The 19,649-nt window shown below is 33.4% G+C and carries 14 protein-coding genes; 7 read left to right on the top strand and 7 right to left on the bottom strand.

The genetic code is table 11. The annotated features are described in order from the left end of the window. Positions 1-199: 199 nt before the first annotated feature. Both OM967_RS06800 and OM967_RS06795 read left to right on the top strand, forming a co-directional pair. On the top strand, positions 200-907 hold the full coding sequence (locus OM967_RS06800; protein ID WP_211907801.1) for a uroporphyrinogen-III synthase: 708 nt from the start codon (positions 200-202) through the stop codon (positions 905-907). Beyond that, positions 907-1,689: an exodeoxyribonuclease III gene (locus tag OM967_RS06795; protein WP_264337830.1), complete on the top strand. Its 783-nt coding sequence runs from the start codon at positions 907-909 to the stop codon at positions 1,687-1,689. Before OM967_RS06800 ends, OM967_RS06795 begins: the two co-directional genes overlap by 1 nt. Before the next feature lie 37 nt (positions 1,690-1,726). Here OM967_RS06795 and OM967_RS06790 read toward each other — a convergent pair whose 3' ends face one another. The 6 genes from OM967_RS06790 to OM967_RS06765 all read right to left on the bottom strand — a co-directional run bounded on the left by OM967_RS06790 (position 1,727) and on the right by OM967_RS06765 (position 12,411). Then, on the bottom strand, positions 1,727-2,686 hold the full coding sequence (locus OM967_RS06790; RefSeq protein WP_211907799.1) for a hypothetical protein: 960 nt from the start codon (positions 2,684-2,686) through the stop codon (positions 1,727-1,729). Between the two features lie 646 nt (positions 2,687-3,332). After that, positions 3,333-5,861 (bottom strand): DNA polymerase I, encoded by a 2,529-nt coding sequence (gene polA, locus OM967_RS06785; protein WP_264337829.1) that lies wholly within the window; start codon positions 5,859-5,861, stop codon positions 3,333-3,335. 111 nt (positions 5,862-5,972) lie between these two features. Then, a complete protein-coding gene (gene gatA, locus OM967_RS06780) occupies positions 5,973-7,439 on the bottom strand; it encodes an Asp-tRNA(Asn)/Glu-tRNA(Gln) amidotransferase subunit GatA (RefSeq protein ID WP_264337828.1) in 1,467 nt (488 codons plus the stop codon). 200 nt (positions 7,440-7,639) lie between these two features. Then, entirely contained in the window at positions 7,640-10,012 is a 2,373-nt protein-coding gene (gene gyrB, locus OM967_RS06775; protein WP_264337827.1) for a DNA topoisomerase (ATP-hydrolyzing) subunit B, read from the bottom strand. 222 nt (positions 10,013-10,234) lie between these two features. Further along, positions 10,235-11,467, bottom strand: coding sequence for a hypothetical protein (locus OM967_RS06770; protein ID WP_264337826.1), 1,233 nt, complete (start codon positions 11,465-11,467; stop codon positions 10,235-10,237). A 77-nt stretch (positions 11,468-11,544) separates the two neighbouring features. Continuing rightward, positions 11,545-12,411 (bottom strand): ankyrin repeat domain-containing protein, encoded by an 867-nt coding sequence (locus OM967_RS06765; RefSeq protein ID WP_250120291.1) that lies wholly within the window; start codon positions 12,409-12,411, stop codon positions 11,545-11,547. A 234-nt stretch (positions 12,412-12,645) separates the two neighbouring features. On the opposite strand from OM967_RS06765, the gene OM967_RS06760 reads away from it, so the two are divergent. The 5 genes from OM967_RS06760 (at position 12,646) to plsY (ending at position 17,736) form a co-directional block, all read left to right on the top strand. Next, on the top strand, positions 12,646-13,329 hold the full coding sequence (locus OM967_RS06760) for a phosphatidylserine decarboxylase (RefSeq protein ID WP_211907793.1): 684 nt from the start codon (positions 12,646-12,648) through the stop codon (positions 13,327-13,329). Beyond that, positions 13,326-14,111 (top strand): CDP-alcohol phosphatidyltransferase family protein, encoded by a 786-nt coding sequence (locus OM967_RS06755; RefSeq protein ID WP_211907791.1) that lies wholly within the window; start codon positions 13,326-13,328, stop codon positions 14,109-14,111. Before OM967_RS06760 ends, OM967_RS06755 begins: the two co-directional genes overlap by 4 nt. 8 nt (positions 14,112-14,119) lie before the next feature. Beyond that, positions 14,120-15,454: an alanine/glycine:cation symporter family protein gene (locus tag OM967_RS06750; RefSeq protein WP_264337825.1), complete on the top strand. Its 1,335-nt coding sequence runs from the start codon at positions 14,120-14,122 to the stop codon at positions 15,452-15,454. 2 nt (positions 15,455-15,456) lie between these two features. Further along, positions 15,457-16,923, top strand: coding sequence for an alanine/glycine:cation symporter family protein (locus tag OM967_RS06745; RefSeq protein WP_319606907.1), 1,467 nt, complete (start codon positions 15,457-15,459; stop codon positions 16,921-16,923). A gap of 237 nt (positions 16,924-17,160) precedes the next feature. Further along, positions 17,161-17,736: a glycerol-3-phosphate 1-O-acyltransferase PlsY gene (gene plsY / locus OM967_RS06740; protein WP_211907784.1), complete on the top strand. Its 576-nt coding sequence runs from the start codon at positions 17,161-17,163 to the stop codon at positions 17,734-17,736. Here plsY and OM967_RS06735 read toward each other — a convergent pair. Continuing rightward, positions 17,731-19,611 (bottom strand): hypothetical protein, encoded by a 1,881-nt coding sequence (locus OM967_RS06735; protein WP_250120287.1) that lies wholly within the window; start codon positions 19,609-19,611, stop codon positions 17,731-17,733. The genes plsY and OM967_RS06735 overlap by 6 nt on opposite strands. Between the last annotated feature and the right edge of the window lie 38 nt (positions 19,612-19,649).

Below are 19,649 nucleotides of genomic sequence, written 5' to 3'. Positions count from 1 at the left end.
TGTTACTCATTGAGTAACATCCTTTTTCCATTTGATCAAAATGTTCGCTTATTTAAGATCAGTTTTCTAGCACTGGGCCAATTATTGAGTTTCTCTTGCCTTTTTTTCTAGGTTATGCAAGAAACTTAAAAAATAAAAGTTTTTATTCAATAATTTGTGTATAAGGGATATTATTTTACTGCTAGTGAAATAAACCAGAATGAAGTCTATTTTATTGACAAGGCCTTTATTAGATTCGTTGAGCACAAGAAGCACGCTAAAAAAATATGGATACAAAGTTTTTATAGAGCCAGTATTCACAATAAAGTACTTAAATCCTGATATATCTACGTATGAATTTGACGTTGTGATATCTACAAGTAAAAACAGTGTAAAGGCTTTCAGTCAAATATGCAAAGAGGATAACTTTTCGATTATTACAGTTGGTAATTCAACTATGCAGGCTGCAAAAAATTTGGGATTTTCCGATATAATCTCAGCAGACAGCAACGTTGATGGTCTGATATCATTCATAAAATCTCATTATTCAAATGCAATAAAGTTCTTATATATAAGGGGACAAGAAGTATCATGTGACCTAAAAAAAAGATTATCTGAAGAAGGTTTTAACATAAGAGAAGTTGTACTCTATAAAACAATTACTAAAAGGAGTCTAACTAATAGGTGTAAAAATTTACTATTGGACGGTAAAATTGATAGCGTTGCTTTTTTTTCCTCACAAACTGCAAGGGTATTTTGTTCATTAGTTCTAAAAAGTGGGCTATCTCCTGTGATGAATAATACAGTTGCATATACCATGAGTAAAAACATTGCTGATAGTTTAAAGTTAATCAAGTGGAAAAAAATTATAACATCGAGGTTTCCCACAGGGGAGAGTTTAATTGATATAATTAATAAGGATTGTTGATGCTAAAGATTGCAACTTGGAATGTAAACTCCATACGTAAAAGAATTAACCAACTTTGTAGTTTTATAGTTGATAGTCAGATAGATATAGTTTTGCTGCAAGAGATAAAATGTACAGAAGAGCAATTTCCTTATGCAGAGATAGAAAAGTTAGGATATGAATATGCTGTCTATGGACAGGTTGCAAGAAATGGTGTTTGTGTTTTATCTAAATATCCAATACTGGAAAAATTAAAAATTGATGTTGTAGAGAGTCATCAAGAAGCACGTTATATAGAGTGTGTGATAAAACACACCAATAATAAGGTAAGGGTAGGAAGTGTATACGTTCCAAACGGTCAAAGCCCAGACTCTCATACTTTTAAGTATAAACTCAAGTTTTTTGATAACCTATATGAAAGGATGGGCACTTTGTTGAAAAATGAAGAGTTAACTATTATAGCTGGCGATTATAATGTTGCACTGGATGAAATTGATGTTTTTGATTCAAATTTATTAAATGGCCAAGTGTGCTTTCATATAAAAGAGCGTGAGAAATTAAGAGCGATCTTGAATCTTGGTTTTAAAGATGCATTTAGAATATCTCACCTCAACTTACAACAATTCACTTGGTGGCATTATCAAGGTAATTCACTCAGAAACAATCAAGGAATGCGAATAGATCATATGCTGCTATCGCCACAAGCTGCAGATAAATTGGAAACATGTTACATAGATGATAGGTTGCGTAAACTAGAAAACCCATCTGATCATACTTCCGTTGTATGTGTTATAAAACAATAAAAGACCTATTACACAATTCACCTTTGGCAAATAGGTCTTACTTGACTGCTGTCTTTTCTGTGCTTTTGGCTGGCTGATCTATAGTAATTTTTCCATCAAGCATAGTAAGCTGCTCACCCCCTTTATTTCCTACCTGAGGAGCTTGTTCCGGAGTAGGTTGTTTTTTACTCCCGTCAGCAATTGTTTCAAGAGAGCTTTCAATTGGGGTTTTTAAAATATCATCAATACCCTTGTCAATTTTTTTATTCAATTTTGCTCTCTTTTCTGTATCATCTTTATCTTGTGAACTAGGATCATATAAAGTACCTTTTTTGTTATTTGAAAAAAGAACCTCAACTCCTCCCTTTACAGCAAATATTGTACCAATAACAGCAGCAACTATCGCAAGTGTAGTAGGACCAAAAATTAATATTGAAGCAATGGAAAAAAGAATAGGCAGAAAAACCTTACGTAAGCACTTTGTTACCATCTCTTGATCACTAAGTAGTGGTTCATCCTCTTCTTTTTTATCTCCACCTAAAAATGGTATTTTTTCTTTCACTCCATCCATAAAGGAGCCATAAATATTTTTCGGGTCTATTTTTATTCCCAATAGTAACCCAACAAGTTTTATTAGTGAATCCTTAGCTTCTATACCACGTATATCAGCTACACAATCATCTACTAATTTCTTTATTTCAACATTCTTGACATTCTCTTTGTTCGCTAATTTTTTCTCTCTAACTTCTTTAAATACAGAAAGTAAAAACTGACAAAAATTCTCCTCACTGAGTGATTTTATATCTTTTGGATTGACATTATTAAGTAGTATGTCCTTATAAGCTGATATAAAATAATCAGTTATTCCTTTGTCCTTCTTTAATTCGGCTTTAACTTCTAATACTTTTACAAAGTAATCGTAAATTTCCTTATGTTCCTTCTTGAAGAGTATCTCATTTTGCTCGGTCACCTGAGTAGATGACTCTAAAGGCTTATTTTTTGCTTTTGGAACCGTCATAATGACCTACTTGTACTAACCTATGTTTTAATTATAGCATATTTTTCACATTAGTTCAAATTTCTTATAACCTATCTTGAAAGGGAAAAAAGAAAAGAATAAAGCAAAAAATAGAAGAGTAACAAATGATATAAGTGATAAGGGAATGTAAAAAATTGCTTCCATATATTTTAAATCTGATTATAATTACAGTTAGAGATATTTTAAGAGCTCAAAATCTATCATTGTCTGCAGACTTTTCAGTCAAATTTTTAATCAAAAAGCGTAGCGTATCTTCTTTAGTGCATGTAAATATGCTTAATCTCTGTTGTATGTGCGCTGCACTTTTTTCTAACCTTTTTTTTACACAGGGGGATTTTATGTCCAGAATTCCAGATATTTGACCTTTACTTTAGCTAAAAACCAATAGGCGCCTATTGTTTAACGCTAATTAAAATAAAAATTTTTCTAGATCAGTAATATATAGAAAAATCACTGTTTACTGAAAACGGGATATGATTGCCAAGAAAGCTGCTAATGTCACAGAATTTTAGGTAAATGTTGTTTGCTTGACGTATGAGTGTACTCTCCTTACTTCAAGAAGTATTTAATATATGCTTAACCACTTAAGTCCTTTCAAGACAGGTTCTTAGGGTCTACGGTATAATTAAGAAAAGCCCCAGTTGTCGCTAATTTTTATTTCTACTTCAAGTGGTATAGAAATTTCTACTGCATTTTCCATTATATCTTTCATAAGTTTTGCTGTTTCTTGTACCTTGTCGTCCTCTACTTCAACTAGTAGCTCATCGTGGACTTGGAGGATTATTTTACCTGTTTTCAATTGATCAAAAAGCTGAATCATTGCACGTCTTATTATATCAGCGGCGGTTCCTTGCAGCGGTGCATTGATTGCTGCCCTTTCTGCAAATTGTCTTAGATAAGGAATTTTATTATTTATGTCTCTTACAAAACATCTTCTACCAAACAAAGTCTCTACATAACCATGATTTCTCGCGATAGATACTGCTTTTTCCATATAGACCTTTATTTCTGGGTAACAAGAAAAATAGTAATTAATGTATTCAGCAGCCTCTTGAAAGGTAATGCCAAGTCGCTTTGCAAGGCCAAATGGACTAATGCCATATATAATGCCAAAATTAATGGTTTTTGCTTTGCGTCTTAATTGCTCATCTATTTCTTGCACTCCAAAAACTTGTCTTGCGGTAATATCATGAATATCTTCCCTATTTGCAAAAGCTTCTTTAAATGCCGCAACATCTGCCACATGTGCCAGGAGTCTTAATTCTATTTGCGAATAGTCGGCAGAAATTATCTTGCACCCTTTTGGCACAATAAACGCTTGCCTGATAAGACTACCTTCTTCGCTTCTGATAGGAATATTTTGTAAATTAGGATTGCTAGAGCTCAGCCTTCCAGTTGCAGTCACAGTAATTGAAAAGCTTGTATGTATCCTACCATCAAGCGGATCAACCTGTTTTATTAACGCGTCAGTATAGGTACCCTTTAATTTACTTGAATGTCGCCAACTTAAAATTTTACCTGCGATTTCTGTCCCCTCCTCTTCAAGTGCCTCTAGAACTTCAGAGTTTGTGCTATAAGACCCAGATTTTGACTTTTTCTTTTTACTTAGCTCCATTTTATTAAACAAAACATCACTTAATTGTTTTGGCGATGCAATATTGAATTTTTCTCCTGCTAAATTATGTATATCGTTTTCAAGTACAGCAATTAGCTGCTCAAACTTATCAGACAATTCCTGTAGTTTTTCAATATTGAGCAGTATTCCATTTTGCTCCATATCAAATATTACTTTCATGAGAGGTCTATCAAAGCGCTCGTAAATCGTAAAAAGTTTTTCCTGAAATAATCTTTGTGTCAGTTTCTCATGGATCGCTATTAAAATTTTTGCCGAGAAAGTTTCTACATTTTTACTTAAATTGTGTGCAATTATGTTTGGAATGCTGTGATCATGCTTACCTGTGTCAAGGCTGTATGACATGATCATCAGGTCATCAATTGAGTCTAGCACTCTCTTTATTGTAGGAAATATTTCTCTGATCTTTCTAATATCATGTACTATTTTAAGCACCCCATTTGAAAATAAAGTTGAATTTATTATAGTAAGTGCATCTTGTAGGCAGCTTTGATCTATGTAGAAAATATTATCCTCACTACAAGATAAGGAAATTTTGTTCAATCTATTGTTTTCAAAGTGGCAATGAATTGCAATTTTACCTTCATATCTGCAATGCTCCAAAAATTTTTCTAATTCTTCACTACTATATTCTGTTTTCTCTTTTGTGCTAGATCCACTATAAGAAAAGAGCTTTTCTACTTTTCCTATCAATGAATTAAATTCATATTTCTTCAAAAAGGATAACAATTTTTCCATATTTGGAGGATGGACTTCATATTTTACAATATCATGTTGAAGATCTACTTTTTTGCATAGTGACAAAAGTTCTCTTGAAATTAGTGCTTTTTCCTTATGCTCAGTAAGAATATTACGAACTCTTGTTTGCTCAATGTTATTGATGTTTTCTATAATGTTATCCAATGAATCAAATTCATCTAGTAATTTAGCTGCAGTCTTTGGCCCTATTCCTGGAACGCCTGGAATGTTATCAGATGCATCTCCAGTTAGAGAAAATAAATCAAGAAGCTTATTTGAATTTACACCAAATTTTTCTATCACTTGTTTTTCATCTACGTATATATTTTTGATAGGATCAAATATTAGAATGTTGTAATTCAAAAGTTGAAATAAGTCTTTATCTGATGAGATTACTACTACTTTAAAGTCTTCGTGGTTGGCATATTTTGCAGCTAGTGTTGCAATTATGTCATCTGCTTCATAGCCTTCAATCTCTTCATAGCTAAAGTTAAAAGCTTCTACCGCTTCTCTCAGTATTGTAAATTGTGGAATTAGATCCTCAGGAGGTGTTACTCTGTTTGCTTTGTACTCAGAATATAAACTGTGCCTGAAATTTTTTTTGCCAGAATCAAGTGCTATAGTTAAGTAGTCCGAATGGGAAATATACTTCAGAACCATATTAAGAAAACCGTACACAGCACCTACTGGAATACCAGCTGTGGTAGTTAAATGATGTAAGACATAGTAAGCCCTGAAAAGAAAACCATAACCATCAATGATTGTGAAAGTTTTTTCTTTCATTGTAGATATTTATGTGTGCCTTTGATGGTCTGTTATTTAGCTATAAAAATCAAGCTCTTGTTTCCTATAGCCAAAATAATCATAATGCTATAGTTACTATAAGAAAACATATTACGTAAGGGAATTAACTATTCTGCCACAATTTTGCTCTATCACACTTGCCATATTTAATATTCCAGCTTCATCGTAATAATTTCCAATTACTTGCAAAGCAAGTGGTAAGCCTTCATTTGAGAGCCCAACAGGGACAGAAATAGCAGGTAACCCTGCTAAGCTTGCCGGCACGGTAAACACATCATTGATGCACATAATTAGCGGGTCTGGCTTTTCATTTAAGCCAAAAGCTTCTGTTGGAGCAGATGGCACAAGTATGTAATCTATTTTTTCAAACGCTTTTATAAAATCATTTCTAATTAATGCCCTAATGCACTGTGCTTTTTCATAATACTCATTGTAATGACCTGAAGAAAGCGCATAAGCACCAATTAAAATTCTCCTTTTCACTTCTTTACCAAAACCTTCTGCTCTTGTTAGCGAATACATTTCTTCAAGGGTATCAGCATCAACCCTGAATCCGTAACGTACACCATCATAGCGAGCAAGGTTAGATGAAGTTTCAGCAGAACAAATTAGATAGTAAACCGGTATCGCATATTTAGTATGAGGCAGAGTAATGTCAACAACTTCAGCACCATTTTCTTTTAAATTGGAAGAAACTTTTTCCCAATGATGAACGATTTCTTCTGAAATTCCATCCATTCTATATTCTTTTGGTATACCAATGCGCTTACCCTTGATATCACCATTTATAAGATTAGAGAATTTAGGAACTGGTCTTTCGCTCGATGTTGAATCTTTTTCATCATAGCCACAAATTGTTTCCAGCATTAACGCTGAATCAGAAACGGAACGAGTAATTACTCCTGCTTGATCAAGAGAGCTCGCAAATGCAATCATACCAAAACGCGAACACCTTCCATAAGTTGGCTTTATTCCCACTACTCCGCAATAAGCTGCTGGTTGACGTACAGACCCACCAGTATCGCTTCCTAATGCTCCAGCGCATAAAAACCCAGCAACTGATGCTGCAGATCCACCAGATGATCCACCAGGAACAACTTTTTCTCCGTCACTTTTTCTAATCCATACATTTTTAGCAGGACCAAAATAGCTATTTGTGTTCGCAGAGCCCATAGCAAATTCATCCATGTTAAGTTTACCAAGCATGGCTGCTCCACTTTTTAAAAGCACATTAGATACCGTAGATTCATAAGTCGGGATGAAATTTTCCAGCATTTTTGAGCATGCTGTTGTTTTTATTCCTTGTGTACAGAATAAATCTTTAATACCAACTGGTATGCCCATAAGTGATGAAATATTATCTTTTTGTTTAAAAAAGTATTCATCTGCTATTTTAGCAGCTTTTATCGCGATTTCTGGGGTTTTTGTTACAAATGCATTCAGTTGCTCATTTTCGACTGCATTAACATGCGTCTCTACAAGCTCAACAGCAGAAAAATCCCCCCGCCTTAGTCCATCATGCATCTCTGTAATAGTGAGCCTTCTCAATTCATTCATTAATATTCAATTTTAGCGAGGTATTAATTATAACAACAGTAGGGCAGAAAATCTATATATTTATGATCGAAAATAGGAATACAATCGAGATCAATTCAGATTTCTGAAATAGACTGATTAGTAGTACGTTTTAAATGTTGTGTTGGCACACAATGCTGGAATCACAAGCCCTAAGGGCCTTCATATCTAGATTTCTAAAATCAAATATCAATATCATGCACGTTAAGTGCATTGTTATTTATAAAGTCACGACGTGGTTCAACTATATCACCCATTAGCACCGAGAATATGCTATCTGCTTCCTCACAATCTTTTATTTCAACTTTTAACAGAGTTCTAGTTTCTGGATTGAGTGTAGTTTCCCAAAGCTGATCAGCATTCATTTCACCAAGGCCTTTAAATCTCTGCAGAGTTAAACCTTTCTTACCATAATCCATCACTATTTTTGCGAGTGCACTTGGAGACTTTATTTTTATTTCAGTTTCTTGCGACTGTAAAAATGAATCACCATTAAATAAGTCAATTATGTTCTCAAGAGAACTCAATATATTCCGTATTTCTTTGCTTTCAAGCATACTAAGCGAGAATACATATTTGTCTGCTAACCCTTGAAACAATTTAGCAATGTGAATTTCCTCATCTTTTACTTCTACTTCCCAATTATATTCACTATACATCCATTTTAAATATTTTAATATCTCATCAGCAGACAATAGAGCATTCTTTTTGCTTAAAATTAGCAATGATTCTAAGAGATCTTTTGGTATTTCCCTATCATAATTTTTGCTAATGTTTGAAATACTGAGGCACTTATTCAAAACGAAACGCAAATCTTTGCCTACACCATTTAATGTTAATTTTTTAATCGCTGAATTTACTATATACTCTTCAAAAGTTTCATCATCTTTGATATAAGTATCTTTAGCATTTTTTGTAACTTTATAGAGCGGTGGCTGCGCTATGTATAAATATCCTTTTTCAATTACTTCACGCATATGTCTAAAAAAGAAAGTTAGAATCAAAGTTCTTATATGCGAGCCATCAACATCTGCGTCTGTCATAATGATAATTTTATGATACCTAGTTTTTTCAATATCGAAGTGCTCACTCCCTATTCCAGCTCCAATTGCCGTGATCAGAGAGCCAATTTCTGCAGATGAAAAAATACGATCCAGCCCTGCACGTTCTACGTTTAGAATTTTCCCTCTTAAAGCAAGTACCGCCTGTGTTTTACGATTACGTCCCTGCTTTGCAGTACCACCTGCGGAATTACCCTCTACTATAAACAATTCCGATAACTCAGGAACTTTTTCCTGACAATCAGCAAGCTTTCCAGGTAGAGTTGCAATATTAATATTGTTTTTATTTTTAACTAACTCTCGTGCTTTTCTTGCGGCTTCTCTTCCTTTTGCTGACCTAATCGCTCTTTCTACTATACTTGCTGCTAACTTGGGGTCAGTTTCAAGTATTGTACTCAACTTGTCAAAAACTATGCTCTCTACAACTGCCCGCGCTTCAGAACTGACCAATTTATCTTTTGTCTGTGAAGAAAATTTAGGATCAGGCATCTTGAGAGATAAAACACAAGTTAAGCCTTCTCTAACATCTTCTCCAGTCAAATTCACTTTTGCCTTCTTCAAAAAACCTTCATTGTTTGCATAGTTATTGATACATCTGGTTAGTGCAGATCTAAACCCCGCCAAATGCGTACCACCATCCCGTTGTCTTATATTATTTGTGAAGCATAGCATATTCTCATAGTAGGAATCATTCCACTCCATTGATATTTCTACACTGGTACCTAGATCTTTTACATTATCTCTAATGCTGGCAATTTTAGTAACATGTGTCTTATTCTTGTCTAAGTACCGTACAAAATTAGCTGTACCAAAATTATCTTCAGACTCTTTACTATCGTTAAAATGAGACTTTACATGTGGTTTATTACGGAGATCACACAAAATGATCTCAATATTTGAGTTTAAAAATGCCAATTCTCTGATGCGACTCTCAAGAGTGGAGTAACTAAAATCAATACTACTAAAAGTCCCCGTTGATGGCATAAACGTTACTCTAGTTCCTCTTTTATTTGTGTTTTCATTAATTACCTTTAAAGATTCAATAGACTCACCATCTTCAAAGCGCATAAAATGTTCTTTTTTATTGCGCCAGATGGTTAATTCCAGCCAACTAGATAACGCATTAACAACTGAAATTCCAACACCATGTAATCCTCCAGAAACCTTATAGGTATTGCTGTCAAATTTACCTCCTGCATGTAATTGGGTCATTATCACTTCTGCTGCTGATATCCCTTCCTCTGGGTGAATGTCTGTTGGAATGCCACGACCGTTGTCGGTTACAGAAACTGAACCATCTTCATTTATGCTAACTTCAATCTTACTGCAATACCCAGCCAAAGACTCATCTATCGCATTGTCAACAACCTCATACACCATATGGTGCAAGCCTGATCCATCATCAGTGTCACCAATATACATACCCGGACGCTTTCTCACAGCATCAAGACCTCTTAGGATTTTTATTGCGTCAGCGTTGTAGTTACTTTCCATGGAATTGCTTTATTTATAAATATTAATTAATATTACATTTGTATGTGCTGATTAGCAACATCTTTAAGTTGAGAGAAGGATCCTTGACATATAGATAAAACATAACATATCTACCTACACGAAGTGGTTTTACATGTTATTTCAATACATAAACTTAAGTTCAAATAATCATACAAAACTCTGCTTCATATTTCAAGATAAATGGCTACAATCAAATACAATTTACCTTCTCCTTTCAATTGGACTTTCTAGCTCAACACAGGATAAGTTGCTCATACACTCTTCTAATATTTCATTCTTTTCATCATTGTTTAATCTATTGCTGAACTCTTGACACCTTCTCTCAAGAGCTGAACGCGTAGTCATAATATACCTTACTGTTTCAGATGATAACTCTGGTAACTCGCTACGGATCCTTTCTTGTTCTGTTCCAGAGAAATTGGTGAAATTGGCTCTGGCCATTTCAGGGAATTTTTGTGTGATCGTTTCTTTTATCATTACTCTAGCCTCTTCTCCATCGAGTGTAATAACCACTGATGGATGTAAGCCAGATAAAGACTCAAATAATTTATTGTATGTTCCACCTGCACAACTTTGACCTTGATTACCGTAAGTTGTTGCAGCGTCTACAAGACCTTTTAAAAACATACCTTTTCTGTTTTTTATGTCTTCATCATTCAAAGAAGTTCTTTGATTCTCTGTTCCTGTATTTCTATCATTGCAGGCTTTCCAACATAAAATAGCTGCTTGCTTTAGTGTTAACTTACTATGATTGTCTTTAAAATTATCTCCTGTTCTATTGATAAATCTTAAGCATTCAAGTGCATGAGATTTATCGCCTTCTGTAAATTCATTTGACTGTTTGATGTACTCTTCAATGTCGGTTGTGTTGCCTCTATTTAGCTGTACATAGAATTCATCTTTGCTTAAATTCTCTTTATACTTTTCTATGAGTCTATCAACACTCAAGTTTATACTAGCAACTGCACTTGGGTCATGAGTAGTTTGTGCCATAAAAGGAATAGCTGCTAAATCTTGAAAGAAAATAGGCCTTTCTTCCTCTGGAATTTGTTGTATTAAATCGTTAAACTGCTGTATTTCTTCAATGAGTGATTTGTTTAGCAACCATAAGCACAATATAGGCAGTACCAAAAGCACACAGGAATTAATAATGTGTATAATTAAAAAAATGCTTAATGTTATTCTAATAACATTTTTTGGCCACGCTGATAATCTTTTTTCATTTTCCCTTGGTTTGAAAAAATAATTTACTAATGATAAATACAAAGAGAGCTGTAAAAGAAGAAAAAATGAAGGAATCATACTTACTAATAAAACTATATTAATGAATCTTTTAATCTTATTAGTGTTGTTGTAAGCATTTTGCACTCTTTCTATTAAAGCCTGTACTCTATTTCTATTTTGCTGTTGATTATTATTTTGAACTGCAAACATAACACACACCCTATTTTAACATTAATATGTCATGCTATAGAAAGAATGTAAATAAAGCAAGGAATTTAGAGCTGCTTTTATTTTTGTTTGATTGGGGATACCACTTCTATACTTTCCGCTCCATCTAAGTTACTATTTGGTTTTTCTACAGTAATCTTGGGAGTTACTTTATTCTCGATATCTGCTCCATATGAGCTAAGTACTTCAATGGCCTTTTCATTTCCACTATTGAGTGCAATATCCAAGGCATCCATTCCAGCTTTATTTTTGTGGTTGATAAAATTCTTCAACCGATCTCTACCAAAGCTTTCTATATATTGTTTAATGATGAGTTCCACTACTTTTCCAGGACAATTATTAGCAGCAGGAAAAAGTATTGTGTTGTTATTATTATCTTTTTTCGTTATGTCTGCTTTGAGTTTATTTATCAAATACTCGATAACTTCTACTCTGCTATCATCCTTTGCTTCAGTGCATTGCCTAATAGCTAAAAATAAAGCTGTACGCCCATTATTATCAATATCTTCAATATTCTGTCCCTTGTCAACTAAGGCTTGTATTATACTTTTATTTCCATATAAAGTAGCAAGGTGAAAAGGTGTATGTCCTTCAGTGCTTTCTCTTTCATCAATTGACGCACCATTGCTAGCTAGCAATTCTATAAACTCTGGCGTGTTTGCAAAAATTGCAAGGTGCATTGGTGTTAAGTCATCTTTGCCATGATTTCCAGTTTTTGCGTTAAAGTTTGCTCCGTTATTTATCAGCAATTTCGCTATTTCAAACTGCTTATACCCGATAGCAATATGTAGTGGTGTACGATTACGTTCATAATTATCATTGACATTTGCACCAAACTTTATTAGCAGCTCTGTAGCTTCAATATCACCCATCCGAATTGCAGAGTATAAGGAAGGAGATTCATCTTTTTCTATTTCCCCTGTCATACGAAATTACGAACATAATAATTCATACATTATTAAGAATTATTATTAAGTTTCTATTAAAATAATATTAACAATAGCTAAAAATCTTTAATTTTTATTAAAAATTTAATACCCATCAATGATTATATAAGCATTTGCTTATATAATCATTCCAAAAGTGAAGCAGTGAAAAAAAGCTTTTCATGAGAAATTATAAATGATAAATTGTTAATAATGAATTATCGAGAATAAATTATGTGCTTTGGTTTACCTAACATAAACAGAGAAGGTTATTTATTTATAGTTGTTTCCTTTATCGTAACATGTATAGCATTCTCTATATCTTGGGGAGCTGGAATTACTTGCTTATTTCCAACGTTATTATGTACCTATTTTTTTCGTGATCCAGCAAGAGCTGTACCAAACAATAAGGACTTTATATTAAGTCCTGCTGATGGTGTAATTTCAAAGATAGAAGAAGTTAGTTACTCTTTATCAGAAGAGAATGAAGAAGAAAAGAAATTTACACTTGTCAGCATATTTCTAAGCGTTTTGAATGTCCATGTGAATCGTATACCAATATCTGGTACGATAAAGGAAATGAACTATAAAAAAGGCAAGTTTGTTTCTGCAATGAGTAATAGATCCAGTAATGAAAATGAAAAGCAGATTATTGTGATTGAATATGAAAAGGGAAAAGAAATCATTGTGGAACAAATAGCTGGATTTATTGCACGCCGCATTGTTTGTAATTTGAGGACATCTCAGAGCGTAAAAGCAGGTGAAAGATTTGGAATTATAAGATTTGGTAGCAGAGTAAATATTTATATTCCTATTGGTATAGAAGTAAGAGTTTCAGAAGGACAAACTGTTATTGGCGGTGAGACAGTTATAGCAGATTTTAATAAACAAGAGAAGCTTACTTTTGATGTTATATGAATAACGATGAAAGTAACAGTAAATTTTTACCTATTACCAAGTTATTCCCAAACTTTATAACTTTATTAGGTTTATGTGCTGGCCTTACTTCACTTAAATTCACATTTAATGAACAATGGGAATTTTCAGCAATTTTTATTATCATTGCAGCAATAATAGATGGAATGGACGGCAGGATAGCCAGAATTTTAAAATCAACTAGCGATTTTGGAGCACAACTCGATTCTTTTGCAGATTTTCTAAATTTTGGTTCAGCACCTGCTTTTCTTTTATATTTTTGGAAGTTAAATGAAATTAAAGTTGTAGGATGGATTTTAGTAATGATATATGTAATCTGCATATCAATAAGACTTGCAAGATTCAATGTTTCGCTACATTTAGAGCAATTATACTGGAAAAAATTTTTCTTTTCCGGTGTTCCAGCTCCTGTATGTGCTTTACTCGCTCTGTTACCAATAATTATTACCTTTCAATCTCATGAAAGTGAATATCTACTTCTTATAGAGCAATTTTTTAACGTAAAGAATACAGCTTGTTACTTTTTGACCATCTCATTTTTTTCGATAAGTCATATTCCAACTTTCTCTGCAAAATACATTTATGTCCCTAAAAGTTTATCCTATATATTTGTGTCATTTTTTGGAATATTGATCATATTTTTTATAAGTAAGCCCTGGATAACACTACCAATTTTAGGTGCAGTTTATATCTTGACTATTCCAATAAGTACCGGACTTTATATACATTACGCATATAAAACTAGCCAGCTATATAAAAAATAGTGAGCAGCATGATTATAAAAGTAACTGATCTATTAAACTCTTTTTTATATATAAAGATATTCAACATACCATTTATAATTATTTGGGTAATTGCAACTGGGGTTTTTTGTACGATTCGATTCAAATTCATTAACTTTAGGTTGTTCAAATATGGGATACAAACACTATTCAACCTAGAGAGCCATAATAATAACGGCATAATCACCCACATTCAGGCATTTGCAACGGTAATTTCAGGAACAGTTGGTCTTGGAACAATATCAGGAGTTGCAATAGCTATTACAATAGGGGGGCCAAGTGTAGTTTTTTGGATGATAATTACCGGGGTACTTGGCATGTCAATAAAATTTGCTGAAGTAGTGCTTGCATTTACTCATCGCTCTGAAAACACAACTGGTGGGGCTTTTTATTATATGGAACATGGATTTGCAAAGATTGGATTTATGAAGACTGGCAAATTCCTTGCATTTATCTACGCAATTATGCTGCTTGTTGCAATGATTCTAGGCGGCATACCATTTCAGGCAAATCAAATTACAGCGTTGTCAAGTAACTTATTTGAATACAACACATCTGTTATTATCTCGCTATTTGTATTAATTGTAATACTGGGAGGAATAAAGCGAATTGCTTTAGTTGCAACAGGTTTAGGACCGATCATGATAATGTTATATATAGGCATGTGTATATATTTAATCTGTGTAAACGGAAATAATCTACTGAATGCTCTATCTATAATATTTCAAGATATCTTTAACAAATCAGCTATAGGAGGTGGAGTATTGAGTGGATTAATAGCAGGGGTAAGAAGGTCAGTGTTTGCTAATGAAGCAGGTACTGGAACAGCAGCTATAGCACATTCGATTGTAAAAGAGAAAGACCCAGTTAAAGTTGGAAGTGTTGCAATGATTGCACCATTTGTAGACACAATATTAGTCTCATTTTTGACTGGTATTGTGATAATTATTACCGATATGCATATCACTAATACCGTAGGTGATATTACGTTAGTTAGCTCAGCATTTTCAACAGCCTTACCTTTATTTAGCAAGCTAGCTCTTCCGCTGATAATGTTTTCCTTTGCATTTTCCACAATAATAGCTTACTATTACTACTGTGAAGTTGCCCTAGTGTACTTATTTGGTAACAAAAAAGTACTGATATTGTTTCAGTTTTTTATAGTGGGTTCAGTGTATATCAGCTGTATATCAAAAAATATAGAATTTATATCTTATTTAGGTGATAGCCTGTTTATGTGCCTTATGATTCCAAATGCTGTTGCGATATATCTACTGAGAAGGGAAGTCTTAAATACAATAGATTCTTATTACAAAAGGTATTAAACATGATTTATAGAATGCTTTATATAGTGTTATTTTGCCTACCATTTAATGATGTATACGCTGCTTCAGTTTTTCATAAAAGTTATGACACTGCATTAAATGGAGTAAGCAACTTCATGAATGAAGTGTTGTTTTTCAAGATCTTTCACGTACCATTTATAATTCTTTTATTGGCCTTTGGTTATATATTTCTAACACTACGTTTTAGATTTCTCAACATAAGGATGTTTAAGCATGCGTTCGCTATTTTATGTGGAAAATATGACACAGATCATCATGATGGTCACATTACGCATTTTCAGGCATTTGTAACCGCGCTGTCAAGCACAGTAGGTCTTGGAACTGTTGCTGGTGTTGCAATCGCAATTTCAGTGGGAGGGCCAGGAGCGGTACCTTGGATGATGATTACAGGTTTTTTTGGTATGTCTGCAAAGTTTGCTGAAGTAACTTTAGCATTCAGACACAGAACAGAAGGCCAGGAGCAGTTATTCAGTGGTCCCTTTCAATATATAAGAAATGGACTAGAGAAATTTGGATTCAAGAAACTTGGTATTGTCCTAGCTGCAATATATGCAGTGTTTTTTGTATTATCAGGTCTTGGTGGAAGTGTGGCATTTCAGACTAACCAAATGGTTTCAATATTATCTGGCTATTCAAATTGGATAGATGGTCATCCTTGGTTTCTCTCTTCCATAATTTCTACATTACTTGCTCTAGTGATTATCGGTGGAATCAGGAGAATAGCTAAAGTCTCTTCTGCGCTGGTGCCTATTATGTCACTCATATATATTTTGAGTTGTTTCACGATTATTGCATTCAATATTCACAATTTTAGCAATACATTAAAAATATTGTTTTCAAGTATGATAGACTTCAATGCTGTTGGTGGAGGAGTAGTAGGAGCATTTGTTGCTGGAATTCAAAGAGCAATTTTTGCCAGTGAAGCAGGTGTTGGTTCTGCTGCAATCACTCACGCGGTAGCTAAAGATGAGGAGCCAGTTAGAACTGGGCTGGTTGCGATGATAGAACCATGCTTTGATACAATGTTAATTTGTTGCTTGACAGGAATAACAATAGTAATAACAGGTGCATACCAGACCGGCATTGGCGAGGGAATATTGATCACCCAAAAAGCATTTGAAACAGTTTCTTCTTGGTTTCCTATACTTTTAACCATCGCTGCTCCTTTGTTTGCCTTTTCCTCAGTAATTTCATTTGTATATTGTTGTGAAATGGGATGGCTGTATTTGTTTGGTGTAAAAAGTGTAGTAATATATCGTATAGCGGTGGTGGTAGTTGCATTTTTGTCAGGTTTGTCTAAAGATATAATGGCTATTGCTAATATTGGTGGGGCTTTATTCTCTTGTTTAGCACTCATCAATATGACAGCACTTATACTGTTTAGCAATCAGATTAACAATGAAGTCCAATGTTATCTAAAAAGGCTAAGGAATAATAAAATTAATTAAATTCTGGCATATGAAGGTACAACAACAGATGTCATTCCAGTACCATCTTCTTTTCATAGCAAAACTCCCTTTTGTCATCCCAGTGCGTGACACTGGGATCTATTTTGCATATAGTTCCACCGTAGTGTTATATTTTAATGTAAAATTTTATATTTATCTACTAAATTCGTTTGCGAATAAAGTTCGCTGGATCCCAGTGTCACGCACTGGGATGACAAGAGAGAGGATGCTAGAATAATGGAGAAATATATAATTCTTATATTATCCTACATACTAGGTTCAATACCGTTTAGCTTAATTATTGCAAAAATAAATGGTATAAATTTAAGAGAAGTAGGTTCAGGAAACATTGGTGCTACAAATGTTGCAAGAACAGGAAATAAGAGACTTGCTGTCCTCGCATTATTTTTAGACTCTTTGAAAGGATTTGTCGCGGTTTATACAGCACAACAATTTTGTGATAATAACGATTTTTATATATATGTATCTGCAATTTTAGCAGTTCTAGGGCATATGTTTCCTATTTGGCTAAGGTTCAATGGAGGAAAAGGGGTTGCAACAACTTTGGGAGCTTTGATAGCACTTAACATTTCTATAGCATTAGCATTTGTACTTGTATGGCTAATAGTATTTTTTATCTTTCGGTACTCCTCTCTTGCTTCCTTGGCTGCTACTGCAGCAGCTGTTATAGCATCTTTCTTTTTTCAAAAGGAGTTATTCCTTATACTACTCACTGTAGCGATATTAATTTTCTTGAAGCATTACAAAAATATTGCAAATCTTCTGCAAGGCAGAGAGCATAAGTTTTTATAAGCGATGAGATGTTAAATCACTGACACTTAAACTACGAGATAAACTGCTTGATGGTATTATTTTATCTTCTTTATTTAAGATTGTAATTTTTACTCTTGTTATACTCTCTAATTCTTGAGGTATTAAAAATTCATCTTCAATGAATCTTTGCTTCACTTCTTGTATTTGTTCATAAAGTGTGGTTACATTGCGCTTATTTTGATTATAAATATCTTCAATCTCTATCTCTAGCCTGTGTGAAGCTTCTTTTTTTAACATGTTATTTATCACTGCTTCTGTTATTGCTAGCTTTTCTTGTAGAATTTTCTTTATTTCTTCTTTATCGTCTCTGCTATTTTTACTCAGTTCTGTGTATACCCTATAACACCTTTTCTCTAGTGGTAACATTCTTAAACTATCTAACATTCTGTCCACTTGACCTTCAACCGTCTTCTCAGCTTTTAGCCTAAATTCCTTAATTTCTTTCTCTATTACCTTATCAGCTATTCTCTTAGCTTCATCCAAAGATGAATCCTGGAGAGAAAAATCTGTTTTAAGTAAATCACACTTTAAAAGCTTCAAAAAGACTTTTCCTTTGATATTTTCAATTTGATTATCTAAATCATGATCTTGTAATTTATTTCTTATGTATTGATTCAATTTAGAATGCTCTAATTTATTTAACTTTACAGAGTTAATATTTTTCATTAACGTCAGTACAATTTGTTCACTATATTGAGAAGTAAAACTCAGTAAATTTCTCATTAAGGGAATACTTACTTCTGCAATAAAATCATCAACTACTTTTTGACTTTTATCATCTTCATAATTATTTTGGGCGTTATGCCAAGCCCTAAGAATTTCTTTACTGTTTTTCTTATTTTTTAGCCTGTCTAACATAAACTTACGTGCTTGATTTTCTGCTTCTGTAAGGAGCATTTGTCTAGGTGGTGTAAACTTAATCTCTGGATCGGAATGAATACCCTCTAATGTACTTAACATTCTGTAGATAACACCAGTAAAACATGTGTTAGGAATTCGTTCTTTTCTAGAGAAAGTTTGGCTATCTAGTAAATTTGCAATCAACGCGTCTTTTTTATTTTTTACAGCTTCTCTATCTCCATCATTGCAGGCTCTAAGAACTAACAGAAGAATTTGTCCACCAGTGAAGCCAGAGCTATGTTTCTCATTACCTTTGCAAAAATCTTGCAAAAACATTACTAATTTTCCCTTATTCTCATTACTAAATGGTTGGCCATCAAGCATATGTAAGTGATTTATATATTCAATAAATTCTTTAAATCCCTCATTATTAATAGCGTCTTCTGGTACTGGATCATATTTGCGTATTAACTTACCAATATTATTACTAATATCGTCATTCAATTGATGGGGCAGTAAATGCTCATAAGTACCATCAAACTTATTTGTCATACTGCGAGTATTTTCTTTTATGCCTTCTAAAAAGAAACTTATAGCAGATTTGAGTAACGTAAATGGATTAAAATCCTTTGGCCTTAATTCACTTTGTAATAGAATTAAAACCATTGCAAGTGGTATTGTTGCAAGTAACGAAACAAGTAGAAAAGTAATCGTAAAAGTTAGATATGTTACAGAAGCAAAAAATAAAAGGAAAGATGCTATCTTAATTTTATTTTTCTCAAAAAATATTTCCCAATATTCCTTTTTACTTATTTTTTCCTGCTTTGCAGCTTTTATGTCTTTATAAACGTAAAAAGTTTTTATTTCAGATCTAAAAAACAATGTGGCAAAAGATAAAAAGACATTGGCAGGATTAACTAAAATGCTTAAAGAAACAAAAGCTGCGAAGTAACTTGCTGTCTTTAATCTGTAAGAATCCTTTCCAGGAAATTGTATTTGGGAAATACCTATCATAGCCTACTCTCTATAATATTATGATATTGTAGTAATAA

Source organism: Wolbachia endosymbiont (group B) of Dolichovespula media (assembly GCF_947179505.1).
GTDB lineage: Bacteria > Pseudomonadota > Alphaproteobacteria > Rickettsiales > Anaplasmataceae > Wolbachia.
Note: the sequence above shows the minus strand (reverse complement) of the source record. Positions and strands in the feature narration are given on the sequence as shown.